At 62.3% G+C, this 10,660-nt stretch carries 16 protein-coding genes; 4 read left to right on the forward strand and 12 right to left on the reverse strand.

The features are described from left to right. Positions 1-365 precede the first annotated feature (365 nt). Positions 366-1,283 carry a LysR family transcriptional regulator gene (locus tag GJ668_RS18585; protein ID WP_155451602.1) on the reverse strand — a complete coding sequence of 306 codons (918 nt, stop codon included), beginning with the start codon at positions 1,281-1,283 and terminating at the stop codon, positions 366-368. A gap of 112 nt (positions 1,284-1,395) precedes the next feature. On the opposite strand from GJ668_RS18585, the gene GJ668_RS18590 reads away from it, so the two are divergent. After that, a complete protein-coding gene (locus GJ668_RS18590; protein WP_155451603.1) occupies positions 1,396-2,016 on the forward strand; it encodes an FMN-dependent NADH-azoreductase in 621 nt (206 codons plus the stop codon). A gap of 5 nt (positions 2,017-2,021) precedes the next feature. Beyond that, complete coding sequence (locus tag GJ668_RS18595; RefSeq protein WP_343032246.1) at positions 2,022-2,867, forward strand: pirin family protein; 846 nt, start codon at positions 2,022-2,024, stop codon at positions 2,865-2,867. A gap of 233 nt (positions 2,868-3,100) precedes the next feature. On the opposite strand, the gene GJ668_RS18600 is transcribed toward GJ668_RS18595, so the two are convergent. The 10 genes from GJ668_RS18600 to GJ668_RS18640 form a co-directional block, all read right to left on the reverse strand. Further along, a complete protein-coding gene (locus tag GJ668_RS18600) occupies positions 3,101-4,102 on the reverse strand; it encodes an NYN domain-containing protein (protein ID WP_246195001.1) in 1,002 nt (333 codons plus the stop codon). Continuing rightward, complete coding sequence (locus GJ668_RS18605; protein WP_155451605.1) at positions 4,099-4,557, reverse strand: GIY-YIG nuclease family protein; 459 nt, start codon at positions 4,555-4,557, stop codon at positions 4,099-4,101. Before GJ668_RS18605 ends, GJ668_RS18600 begins: the two co-directional genes overlap by 4 nt. Continuing rightward, on the reverse strand, positions 4,547-4,903 hold the full coding sequence (locus tag GJ668_RS18610; protein ID WP_155451606.1) for a cupin domain-containing protein: 357 nt from the start codon (positions 4,901-4,903) through the stop codon (positions 4,547-4,549). Before GJ668_RS18610 ends, GJ668_RS18605 begins: the two co-directional genes overlap by 11 nt. Before the next feature lie 22 nt (positions 4,904-4,925). Continuing rightward, entirely contained in the window at positions 4,926-5,501 is a 576-nt protein-coding gene (locus GJ668_RS18615; protein ID WP_222930821.1) for a replication initiation protein, read from the reverse strand. Next, entirely contained in the window at positions 5,402-5,794 is a 393-nt protein-coding gene (locus GJ668_RS20390) for a replication initiation protein (protein ID WP_222930820.1), read from the reverse strand. The genes GJ668_RS18615 and GJ668_RS20390 overlap by 100 nt, the downstream gene beginning before the upstream one ends. Positions 5,795-6,252: 458 nt before the next feature. Then, positions 6,253-6,756 (reverse strand): SprT-like domain-containing protein, encoded by a 504-nt coding sequence (locus GJ668_RS18620; protein WP_155451607.1) that lies wholly within the window; start codon positions 6,754-6,756, stop codon positions 6,253-6,255. Positions 6,757-6,763: 7 nt separating this feature from the next. Then, entirely contained in the window at positions 6,764-7,153 is a 390-nt protein-coding gene (locus tag GJ668_RS18625) for a hypothetical protein (RefSeq protein WP_155451608.1), read from the reverse strand. Between the two features lie 58 nt (positions 7,154-7,211). Next, positions 7,212-8,243 (reverse strand): GGDEF domain-containing protein, encoded by a 1,032-nt coding sequence (locus tag GJ668_RS18630; RefSeq protein ID WP_155451609.1) that lies wholly within the window; start codon positions 8,241-8,243, stop codon positions 7,212-7,214. A 62-nt stretch (positions 8,244-8,305) separates the two neighbouring features. Continuing rightward, positions 8,306-8,632, reverse strand: a complete 327-nt coding sequence (locus GJ668_RS18635; protein WP_155451610.1) for a hypothetical protein — start codon at positions 8,630-8,632, stop codon at positions 8,306-8,308. After that, positions 8,629-8,886 carry a hypothetical protein gene (locus GJ668_RS18640; protein ID WP_155451611.1) on the reverse strand — a complete coding sequence of 86 codons (258 nt, stop codon included), beginning with the start codon at positions 8,884-8,886 and terminating at the stop codon, positions 8,629-8,631. Before GJ668_RS18640 ends, GJ668_RS18635 begins: the two co-directional genes overlap by 4 nt. Before the next feature lie 50 nt (positions 8,887-8,936). Here GJ668_RS18640 and GJ668_RS18645 point away from each other — a divergent pair, with 50 nt between their 5' ends. Next, on the forward strand, positions 8,937-9,077 hold the full coding sequence (locus tag GJ668_RS18645) for a hypothetical protein (protein ID WP_155451612.1): 141 nt from the start codon (positions 8,937-8,939) through the stop codon (positions 9,075-9,077). An 18-nt stretch (positions 9,078-9,095) separates the two neighbouring features. Here the strand turns inward: GJ668_RS18645 and GJ668_RS18650 are convergent, their stop codons facing one another. Next, on the reverse strand, positions 9,096-9,707 hold the full coding sequence (locus tag GJ668_RS18650; protein WP_155451613.1) for an NAD(P)-dependent oxidoreductase: 612 nt from the start codon (positions 9,705-9,707) through the stop codon (positions 9,096-9,098). Positions 9,708-9,795: 88 nt separating this feature from the next. On the opposite strand from GJ668_RS18650, the gene GJ668_RS18655 reads away from it, so the two are divergent. Then, positions 9,796-10,551 carry a hypothetical protein gene (locus GJ668_RS18655; RefSeq protein WP_186343210.1) on the forward strand — a complete coding sequence of 252 codons (756 nt, stop codon included), beginning with the start codon at positions 9,796-9,798 and terminating at the stop codon, positions 10,549-10,551. Positions 10,552-10,660: the final 109 nt, after the last annotated feature.

Here is a 10,660-nt window from a genome sequence, read left to right on the forward strand (position 1 = left end):
CTAACCCTGTGGCCGTGGCCGACCCAAAGGTGCTGATCAGGTAATCGGTGTAGATTTCGAGAAAGTCTTGGTTCATCCGCGCAACCTAGCAGATCCTCGGCCTCCTGCGTAACATCAGTTAAGTTACTGTAACTCATCGCCGGATAGCCTTAGAATATCAGGCGCTTAGTGCTGCCCACTCCCGCTTCCCGCAAGCCAGGGATCGCCTTCAGGAACCGGGTCCGTGCCGCCTTGTCGGTCAGTCCCAGCGTGTGGAGCACCTGTCCGACCTCGTTAGCCAGATACCCGCCGACTGGCTGCACCTGCACTGTGCGCGCACCTGAGCGAGAATTTTCGTGTGCGATTGATCTTGCCCTGGAAATGGCTCAGGCATTCCGACCCACCGACTGAAACGCCTGCGCGCGCTCATGCAGACAGGCCCCGAGCGCCTGCGTGGCCGGACCGGCCCTCGTCGGATCAGCGAGAACCAGATAGAGCGTCTCGGGCCGGTGGCCGCCGGATTCCAGCGGCAGCGGACGCAGTTCGCCACGCGCCAGTTCGGCGCGAATCGATGACTCCGGAATCCAGGCAAAGGCCAAACCGCGCTCTATGAGGGCGATGGCCGTGCGCAGATGCGACACCGTCCAGCGTTCCTCGGCCTCCAGCCAACCGCTGTCGACCGGACGCCAATTCCCGGTGTCGCGGATCACGACCTGACGATGTGCGCGTAGATCGTCGAGCGTGAGCATGCGCTCCAGACGATGCAAGGGATGGTCGTGTCGGGCGACAGCCACGAAATCGACCCGTAGCAGCGGATCGCCGATGAACCCCGGCGGAATCAGCCCCGTGATGGCCAGATCCACCTGATGCCGCACCAGCGCCTCGCTGGTTCCCGACAGCACGGTCTCGACGAGCTGCACCTGCGTCTGCGGAGCCTGCTCGGTGAACCGCGCCAGTGCCTCCAACAGCGGTTCGAGCGGCATCACAATCTCCACCGCCAGCCGAACCGTCGTCTCCCAGCCCTGCCCCAGCGTCGCCGCCAGATGCTCCAGCCGTCTGAATTCGTGCAGCAGCACGCGCGCGCGTTGCAGCAGGAGCCGACCCGGTTCGGTCAGGACCGTGCGACGTCCTTGCGACTCCAATACCGTCACGGGGAGCTGTTCCTGGAGTCGCTTCAGTCCGTAGCTGACCGAAGACTGCGTGCGGTTCAGCGACTCGGCGGCCGCCTCGAAGCTCCCGCGTTCGTCGAGTGCCTCCAGGAGCGCCCATTGCTCCAGCGTGGTCCGGGGTGGTGTGTTGGACATGATTTGATCGAATAAGACGATGAATAAGGGTTGAAGTCAGCATGAATCCATCGTCGATTTTGATCTAACCTGATCGCTACTCCAAGACATCACATCACGCGAGGACACATTCATGCCCCAGATCCTACACATCGACAGCAGTCTCTTTTCCGGTGAAGGCGTCTCTTCGACCCTGGCCGCGCGTCTCATCGCCCGCTGGCGTGCTGAGCAACCCGGCCTCCAGGTCACACATCGCGACCTGGGTCGCGAGCCGATCCCGCATCTCGACGCGGTACGTCTGACGGCGATCCAGACTCCGGCCGAGCAGCGCACGCCCGAGCAACAGGCCATCGCCGAGTCCGCCGATACCCTGATCCGGGAACTCCAGGCCGCTGATGGACTGGTGCTTGGCGTGCCCATGTACAACTTCGGCATCCCGAGTCCGCTCAAGGCGTGGTTCGATCATGTCGCACGCGCGGGTGTCACCTTCCGCTACACCGAGCAGGGTCCGCAAGGGCTGCTGACCGGCAAGCGCGCCGTCATCCTCGCCAGTCGGGGCGGAAAGCATCGCGGTCAGCCGACCGACACCCAGAGCAGCTATCTGCGCACCATGCTCGGGTTCCTCGGGATCACCGACGTCGAATTCGTCTATGCCGAGGCGCTCAATCTGGGCGAGGAACCGCGCCGCGTGAGTCTGGCGGCGGCCGAGGCCGACCTCGAACGTCTGCCACTGGCCAGGGGAGGTGTCTCATGACCCCGATGTCGATTGAACGAATCCTGACGGCACAGCCGGCCGCCGATGGCGGCGGCGTCCGACTCCATCGCCTCGTCGGGCCGGACGGGATGCGCGGTTTCGATCCCTTCCTGCTGTTCGACGAGTTCGGCTCGGACGAACCGGACGACTACATCGCCGGCTTCCCGCCCCATCCGCATCGCGGCTTCGAGACCGTCACCTACATGCTCGAAGGGGAGATGGTGCATGAGGATCATCTGGAGCATACGGGGATTCTGGCCGCCGGCGGGGTGCAATGGATGACGGCCGGACGGGGCGTGATCCATTCCGAGATGCCGCGTCAGACCTCGGGCCGGATGCGCGGCTTTCAGCTCTGGATCAACCTACCGGCGCGCGACAAGCTGACCGACCCGGCTTACCGCCACTTTCCGGCTGAGGCGATCCCGGTGGTTACGCGCGCCGATGGCGTCGCGGTGCGGGTGATCGCCGGGTGTTTCAGTCAGGGTGAGTCCGTGGTCCAGGGCGCCGTGCGCGGGATCGTCACCGAGCCGACCTATCTGGATGCGCGCCTGCCGGCCCGGACCCGGCTGGAGGTGCCCATTCCATCAGGCCAGCGCGCGCTGGTTTATGGGGTCTCGGGACGGATCCAGGTCGCCGGACACTGGATCGAACCACGCCAAATGGCGGTGCTGGCCAGCGGTGAGACGATAGAACTCCAGACCGACGACCAGAACGCTCAGGTCTTGATCCTGGCCGGACGTCCGCTGAACGAACCCATCGTCCAGTACGGCCCTTTCGTTATGAACACACGCGCCGAGATCCGGCAGGCCATCGCGGACTATGAGCAGGGACGACTGGTGACATCGCCTTAGCCCGGACGACCGCCACGCACTGAGTCGATGCCTTCCGCATCTCCAGCCAGCTTCTTCCCGCTTTCCGGTGTGCTTCAGAATCGAACACTAATCGATGGAAATTTGCCTGACAACCTGAGTCCGTAAGTCAAAGTAAGTCACTTTGACTTAAAGTGACTTAAGTTAAGTCATTTCAACTTAAGTCAAGTCAAGTCAGATTAACTTAAGTCACTGTGACTTATTACAGAATAGACTCAGAATATCAGGCGCTTGGCGCCACCTGCCCCCGCCTCTTGCAAGCCGTCGATCGCCTTCAGGAATCGGGTTCGTGCCGCCTTGTCGGTCAGTCCAAGGGTGTAGAGCACCTGTCCGACCTCAGTCGCCAGATACCCGCCGCCCGGTTGTACCTGGCACTGCGCACGCACCTGAGCAAGCAGCTTCGTGTGCGATGGAGTCGGCTGAACGGCGGGAGCTGCCGCCGTGGGCTTGGCCGTTGGAGCCGCCGGCGTGGATGGGACTGTGGACGTGGACACTGTCGGCAGTGTGCGTTCGGTTGGCGTCTTGACGCCGGCGGTCGCCGCTCTGACCTGGGCCTGAGCGCGATTGATCGCCGGCAGCAACAGCGTCGGCAACGGAGTCTGAGCCGGCACCGCGTCGTTCTCTGCATAGGCAACCCACACCCGACAGCCGCGCGCCCGCACCGCCTCAGCCGCTCCGATCAGCCACTCATCGCGCGAGACGATCACCACCAGATCCGGTCCCTGACGATGCCGCTCCATGGCCGCTCCCAGCTCCAGGATCAAGGCCAGATCCGCCGCCTCCGGTTTTTTGGGCACGCACAGCGCCACGATCCGATCTTCGGACAGCGCCTCCTTGGCCAGCGCCGCCTGCCAGCGCGGCACGGTGTGACCGTGATCATTGCCAGCCAGCACCACGCGCGAGACCTCCAGCCCCAAATCCTGCCGAACGCTCGCCAGCAGATCGCGCGCAATGGCCGGGGACTGGTTGTCGCCGTCGATGTAGAGGGCGACGGAACGGGGAGGTTGGAGCGGGATAATGCGCTTGGCGACCGGGGAACGCTCCTCGGGTCGCTCGACGATCTCGTCTGCCGGCACAGACTCGCCGGCCACGACAGGCGCGGATGATGCGCGCTCATCCGTGGGCGATCCCTCGTCTTTGACGCCGGGCAAAGGCTCGGCCTCAACCTTGATCGCCTCAGCCGACCACAGCGCACTCTCCATCGATGTCTCCGTCATGCATCAAACTCCTCGAACTGATCCCGCGCCGCCCGCCACACCAGCGGCACGCCCAACAGCCCACTGAGCGCCGCCGTCTCCGGTGTCTGCTCCAGCCGGATCAGATGCGCCGGACAGTCGCAGTCGCTCGCCCCGAAGCGGGCCAGTGGCCAGGAGGTGCCCGGCATGGTGCCGAGTGCGCGCGCCCAGACATGCTCGCGCCGCTCCAGTCCGCGTGCGACCCAACAGCCCCCCACCCGACAGTGCGGACGCAGATAATCCAGATGCCAATGCGGACGTGCGGACACTCGCCCGTGATGACGACAGCGCGCCGCCAGTCCGCCCGGACCCAGGGCACTGCCGACATAGAGCAGTTCCCCACCGGCAAGTGTGAGGGTGCCGAGCCGCCCGATGCGCACCGGCCCTGAGTGCTCGGGGATCAGCCGCACCAGATAGGTGCCCCGGTCATTGCTCATGCGGATGGATGTGCACGGCCAGCCACAGACAGGGCGGCTCGCGTGAGGTGTTCAGCACCCGATGCGGCGTGTGAGCCGGGATCAGGACGTGATCGCCCGCCCGCAGTTCGACGTCATCCCCCGCGATCCACAGCCGCGCCTCACCCTGAAGTAGGCAGACCCACTCGTCCTGCGCCTGATCGTAGAGCACGGACTCGGGCTGGTCGCTACTCAGAATGCGCTCGATGCGCACGCCCCGACAGACGGCCAGTTCCTCGAAGCACTCACCGCTGGTGAGTGTCGGAAGATCGGCGAAGAGATTACGCACGGTTAGTACCGGGTCATGGGGATCGCTGGGCGTAGCCATAGCGCATGTCTCCAGAACAGATTCATGAGGCGATCGAGGCCCGCCACTCCTGCTCTAACTTGCCGCGCAAGCGTTCGGTGGCCTCTTCCCAGCTCTCTCCTGGATAGGCGTGCTGTTCAATGTAGGCGCGCGTGAGCTTGGGCTTAGCCGGCTTAGGCTTGGCCGGGGAGGCCGATTGGTTCTCGGGCTTCTTCTCGGCCTTGGGGCCGAAGGTGAAGGTCAGGGCATGGACCACGCGACCGCGTTTGTGCTGCTCCCACTTTACCCAGAGGTCGCTGTGGGTGTTGATCTGGTCGACGGCAATCTGGAGAACGTACCGCTTGAAATCGCGAATGCTGGCGTATTTCTGACCCAGAAGAAACCGCTCGCGCAGCCAATCCAGCTCGACGCGACGGGTACCGGCATCGCGCCACTGGATCAAAAGCTCATAAAGCCGCACGGCATAGACCGAAGACATCGGCGCGATATTGGCCAGATGGTACCGACAGAAGCGGGCCTTCAGTTGGCTGATGAAGGGCATGATGGGTTGCGCGAAGAACAGTTCGATTGCGCCTGTGCCCGGTTTGTAGTTGACGGCAGCGACCCAGCGCGTAACCAGTCGATCTGACTTGGGTTGGGTTGGCGGGGGTCGGGCTCATGGATCGTCACTGATCGAGCGTAGAGCCGCTCGGCGGCCTCTTCCAGGATCTGGTAAGCGCGTGACTCACCGACCTGAAAGACCGTCATCACCTCGGCGGCGGTGATTGTGTGAGGAATCCTGGAATCCAGTTCAACGCGACTATCCAGCCTGGAGATGACCAGGAGAAGCAGGCGCTGCTCGGCCAAAGTGAGGTGATAAGTAGCCTCCACAAGGGAGTTCGCCTTCGTCACTGTGAGTTGGCGGCTAGACATTTGTGGAATCTCTTTGGAGGAATTCACATTATACCCAGGATTGCTCCGCTTTTGTTCCAGGATTCCTCCCACAAAGTCCAGGATTCCTCCGCTTCAGTTCCAGGATTCCTCCCCACAAAATCCAGGATTCCTCCGCTTCAGCTCCAGGATTCCTCCCTAAATATGCTTGTATACATTTGATTTTTAAGTGATTTAGTCGCTCTAAAACTCTTAAAAGTTGAAATATATAAAAAAAGCTGCGCCCCTCGCTATACAAGCCCGGCACCTCTCGACCAGACGAGAAAAAGCAGAAAACCCGGATCACCGACACCGACCAGGGTGACTGAACACCCGTCCAGCAGTCCCCTCAAGGCGTGCGGCGAAGCTGACCTTGGCGGTAGCCCGTAGTCGAGAACAGGATGGTCGCGATCCCCCTCTGCCTGATCGTGCCAATCAGCATGAACCAGCGGATAGCCACATCAGGGCCGGTGGCGATCAGCCTGCACCCGCTCCAGGCGCAACGTCCCGCGTGTCTCGGGCCGTCCGCGTACATGGCGCTGCGGCAGCGAGTCGAGAAAGGCGCGCGACGGACGGCGGTGATAGTGCCGGATCACCTGCTCCTGCCCATCGACGAGGGCTACCAGCACATAGCGCGCCGGCAGGGGTTCGGCCTCGGGTGAGGCGGCGCGCGAGCCGGCAATATGCGTGCAGCCGATCTGCTCGGCCCAAGCCCGCCATTGCGGTCCATGCCCTGCGCGGGGACCGGCGAGCGCATGGGCGATCTCATAGCGAATGGTGTTGAGGATGAGCGCCTGATCCGGCTCGCGCGCTGTCAGCAGGGCTGAGAGCTCGATGCGGCACCGATCGTAACGGCACAGCCCATGCGCCCGGCGGCGACGGTTCCAGCCGAAGGACCAGTCAGCCAGTTCGGGGAAACGACGCAGTTCGCGTTGGGCCAGGGCTTCGGCGGCGTGTAGCTCCATCGGCGACTCAAGCGGTCACCGGACGTGCCAATCCCGTCCGCCAGTCCTCGACGAAGGCCTCGATGGATTCGATGAAGTCGGGGTCATGCTCGGTGCGATTGATGGTGGCGTGGATCAGGACACCCGCCCCCGACGCGGCCGACTCCTCCTGAGCCGTCAGTGTCCAGGCCAAGGCATTGGGGCAGGTCGGCAACGTGAAGCGCACCCCGTCCCGGATGCACTCGCGACGCACCTGGAACTGTCCCCAAAGACAATAGATCTCGCCCTGATCGCCGGTGTCATCCCAGTGCAGCACGCGATCGATGGAGGCGCAAAGCTCGCTCAGACGCGGTCCGGTCAGGTGCTGATGAAGTGACGCGGCGGTCCAGTCAGCGGCCGCTGTGGCGAAGAATTCCATGGGCGTTCCAGGGTGGTCGAGGGCGGAAATCGTTGATGATAGCCCGAAACCGCTGGCTCTAAAGCGCCTGGACGACACGGTTGCGCCCGTCGAGTTTCGCGCGATACAAGGCGGCATCGACCCGCGCGATCAGATCGTCAAGCGACTCACCGACGCGATAGCTCGCTACTCCCAGGCTGGCTGTTTGCGGCTGTTCCAGACCTGCCAAGGCCTGCGCACGCACCGCCGCGCACAGCTGCTCAGCGCGTTCGACGGCCGCGTCCAGTGTCATACCGGGGCAGATGACGATAAACTCCTCGCCGCCCCAACGGCCCAGCAGATCCGTGGGGCGGATCGTCGCCGACAGGAGAGCGGATAATTCGATCAGGACACGATCGCCCTGGAGATGACCATAGGTGTCGTTGATGTGCTTGAAGTGATCGAGATCCAGCAGGATCAGCGAGAGCGAATAGGCGGCGTCCTGAGCCCGCTGGATGGCGGCGTCCAGATATTCATCGATCCTGAGCCGATTGGACAGCCCCGTGAGCGGGTCGGTCGTGGCGATGCGGGCGATTTCGGAGAGGGCTTGCTGAAGCTCCTGGGTCTTTTTGTTGACGAGGCGTTCGAGCACCTGGTTACGGGCTTCGAGTTCCTTGAGTGGATAGGCTTCATCCTCGCCATGCACCTGAGTCGGCAGTGAAAGGTGCATGTGCTCGATCAGCCAGTCACTGTCCTGTCGGATGAAGACCAGGCTCAAGCGCAGGTGGTAGAAGCTGACGGCCTGATCGAGCACCATCGTATGCAAATCGAGTTCGGCGTTGACCAGACCCCTATTCGGGAATAGGAACTGAATGTGCGGCGGATGCCGCAGGTGGTAGGCAATGGGATTCGGGGCCTGTTCAATGTCGCGCCGATAGAGTTGTGACACCATGGCGAAGGTCATGGCCGTTTCGTCGCGACCGGTTCCGAACCCCGTGATCGCCGGGCTGAGCAGGGCTAGGGTTGCAGCCAGATCCCGTTGCGTGAAATACACGTCAAGATAGCGCTGGAACGCCTGTTCAATGGCTTTGGTTTCCGTGGCGGTGGCGTTCGTGGGTGTGATCGGCGACATGGCCAGGGCCTCTCAGCAACCTGAAGAGGCATCGTGAGTGTGCCTGATCGCGGGCCGCTCGATCACCGCGACGACTGTCCGTCGAAGCAGACTAGTCCCGTACCCGTGGCGAAGGCCTCGCATGCGCTCATGTAGGAGACGCTGTTGTCGGTGTGGATGGCGACCACATGACGCCCGCCCCTGGTGCAGGCCACAGCCACCAGGGCATCCGTGTTCGAGCCTGCGCCAAGTGCGCGTGTGCGCTCGATGCCCTGACAGTCGTGCCCGGCGCGGGTGATGACGACCTGGAAGGCTTGCTGGGCCAGTTGGGCAGCCGCTGGCGATGCGGCGACGGTGAGGACCAGCGCCAGAAGCCAACCGCGCCCCTGTGACAGCGATGTATCGATCATTGAATAATCTCCTTGGCTTGCAGTGCCTCGCGCGTCAGGCGCTGACGCCATGACAGCGCCTGTTTGTCGGTCTGCAACGATGACAGAACCAGCGTACCGGTGAGGCCGCGTTCGACGAAGAGGCGCGCGATGTCCGGGTCTTCAGCGACAGCCGAACGCGACACCAGCAGCAGAGCCAACATCCAGAGGATGAACATGCGCCGAGCGATGCAGAATTCCATGAGCGTTCCAGGGTGGTCGGGGACAGAGATCATGGATGATAGCCTGAACCCGATCCCGCTCGTTATCCGTCAGGAGATCCGTCATGTCTATCGATCAGGAGGCTCTCGAACGCGCCCGCGCCGGCGAGACGGTCCGCGCGCAAGCCGGCGGCTACTATGGTGGCTGGATCACCTCAGAGGTCGTGGGGCCGTTCAAGGGCGAATCGGGCACGGGGCATTGGTGACAGACCGCCACGGCGCCGTCAGGTCACAGCCGGGGCTTGATGCAGAAAGCTGTCCTCACTGAGCTGCCGCAACACGAAGTCAGCCACATCGGCGCGACTGACACGCCCGGCCTTGAGCGTCGGATCGGTCCCGAACCGATAGGCGCCGGTGCGTGGGCCATCGGTCAGACCACCGGGGCGCACGATGATCCAGTCCAGACCGCTGGCCTTCACCAGCCGTTCCTGCTCGGCCTTGGCCTCCAGGATCGCCTTGAGCGTCAGGTCCATGATCAGCCGCCAGGGCCAGGCCAACTGGGCGCGACTCTCGCCGACCCCGAGCGAGGTCACGACCACCAGGCGGCGCACGCCCAACTCCTGCATCGCCGTGAGAATCCGTTCGGTCCCCCGGGCCTCGATCGGGGTCTTGGACCCATGCGAGCCGAGCACGCAGACCACGGCGTCCGTTCCGGCGAGACAGCGTGCGACTGCCGCCGGGTCGAGCACATCGCCTGTGACGAGCGTCAGATCGGGGTGCGGGGTGAGTTTGGACGGATCGCGGACCAGGGCCGTGATCCGGTGGCCTTGCTCCAGGGCTTGCGCCAGTACCTGACGGCCGGTGCCGCCGGTGGCGCCAAACAGCGCGATGTGCATCGATGTGTCCTCGGTGTCGTTTGAACCTGGATCCAATCTGGGGGACTCGTGGGCCGCTTCCAGTCTTGGTAGGCTCGTGGCCTCAATCATGACCGCGATGGTGTTGGCCATGCAGGCCCAGAAACTCACCCTGCTGTTACGTATCGACGCCGCCTTTGGTACGGTGCCACGGCCTGAGCACTTTACCAACTATCTGCATTGCGAGGAATGCGCGGAGCATGACGGCCTGTTGCGGGCCCGTGATCGGCAGACCCTGTCACTGGCCGATGTCGGCAACCCCGGCTGGGATCCGCTGTGCTTCATCACGCCAGAGGGTCTGGCTTACTACTTCCCCACGCTGGCCCGCCTGGCCCTCGCCGAGCCGGACACGCTCTATGGCTGGTATGCCGATCAGTTCCTGTTCCATCTGTATTGGGGCTATCGCGACAATGTCTTCTGCCATATCTTCTACCATGCTTGTCAGTCGACCGTGACTTCCTCGCGTCGCCTCTTGCCTGAGAGTAAACGTATTAAGCGATTGCAGATCAGAAAATCGATCACTGAGGATAACAGAAAAGACACGACGAAAACGACCCCGCTTATTATGATGGAATATATGATGATATTTTCTTTGTATGGCTGGAAATTGATTCGCGCGCCAAGCTCGAACAATACGAGAACGTGGATCAGAAATATTCCATACGTGCCCTTTGAAACGAGAATAACAACTTTCTCCATCAGGCTGGGCAACTTGATTTGCAACGATAGAAAAATCAAGCATGCGCTCATCGAAAAGGCATACATATTCAAGCCGCAATCGAATGGCCTAAGGTTCAGACCAATCAGAGCGTGTGCCTGCATGTAAGCTACGAGGCATGTCACCATCCATGACGCCAATAAGTACTTTCATTAAAAAAATTAAACAGATGAAAACGCAATTTTATATTCAGATCCATAACCATCAATAATTTCAC

The organism is Allochromatium palmeri (assembly GCF_009720725.1).
Taxonomy (GTDB): Bacteria; Pseudomonadota; Gammaproteobacteria; order Chromatiales; family Chromatiaceae; genus Thermochromatium; species Thermochromatium palmeri.

Bases quoted from the DNA above. Each gene is read 5' to 3' on its own strand.
- GJ668_RS18585 (WP_155451602.1), bottom strand. From the start codon at position 1,283: ATGTCCAACACACCACCCCGGACCACGCTGGAGCAATGGGCGCTCCTG.
- GJ668_RS18590 (WP_155451603.1), top strand. From the start codon at position 1,396: ATGCCCCAGATCCTACACATCGACAGCAGTCTCTTTTCCGGTGAAGGC.
- GJ668_RS18595 (WP_343032246.1), top strand. From the start codon at position 2,022: ATGTCGATTGAACGAATCCTGACGGCACAGCCGGCCGCCGATGGCGGC.
- GJ668_RS18600 (WP_246195001.1), bottom strand. From the start codon at position 4,102: ATGACGGAGACATCGATGGAGAGTGCGCTGTGGTCGGCTGAGGCGATC.
- GJ668_RS18605 (WP_155451605.1), bottom strand. From the start codon at position 4,557: ATGAGCAATGACCGGGGCACCTATCTGGTGCGGCTGATCCCCGAGCAC.
- GJ668_RS18610 (WP_155451606.1), bottom strand. From the start codon at position 4,903: ATGGCTACGCCCAGCGATCCCCATGACCCGGTACTAACCGTGCGTAAT.
- GJ668_RS20390 (WP_222930820.1), bottom strand. From the start codon at position 5,794: ATGTCTAGCCGCCAACTCACAGTGACGAAGGCGAACTCCCTTGTGGAG.
- GJ668_RS18620 (WP_155451607.1), bottom strand. From the start codon at position 6,756: ATGGAGCTACACGCCGCCGAAGCCCTGGCCCAACGCGAACTGCGTCGT.
- GJ668_RS18625 (WP_155451608.1), bottom strand. From the start codon at position 7,153: ATGGAATTCTTCGCCACAGCGGCCGCTGACTGGACCGCCGCGTCACTT.
- GJ668_RS18630 (WP_155451609.1), bottom strand. From the start codon at position 8,243: ATGTCGCCGATCACACCCACGAACGCCACCGCCACGGAAACCAAAGCC.
- GJ668_RS18635 (WP_155451610.1), bottom strand. From the start codon at position 8,632: ATGATCGATACATCGCTGTCACAGGGGCGCGGTTGGCTTCTGGCGCTG.
- GJ668_RS18640 (WP_155451611.1), bottom strand. From the start codon at position 8,886: ATGATCTCTGTCCCCGACCACCCTGGAACGCTCATGGAATTCTGCATC.
- GJ668_RS18645 (WP_155451612.1), top strand. From the start codon at position 8,937: ATGTCTATCGATCAGGAGGCTCTCGAACGCGCCCGCGCCGGCGAGACG.
- GJ668_RS18650 (WP_155451613.1), bottom strand. From the start codon at position 9,707: ATGCACATCGCGCTGTTTGGCGCCACCGGCGGCACCGGCCGTCAGGTA.
- GJ668_RS18655 (WP_186343210.1), top strand. From the start codon at position 9,796: ATGACCGCGATGGTGTTGGCCATGCAGGCCCAGAAACTCACCCTGCTG.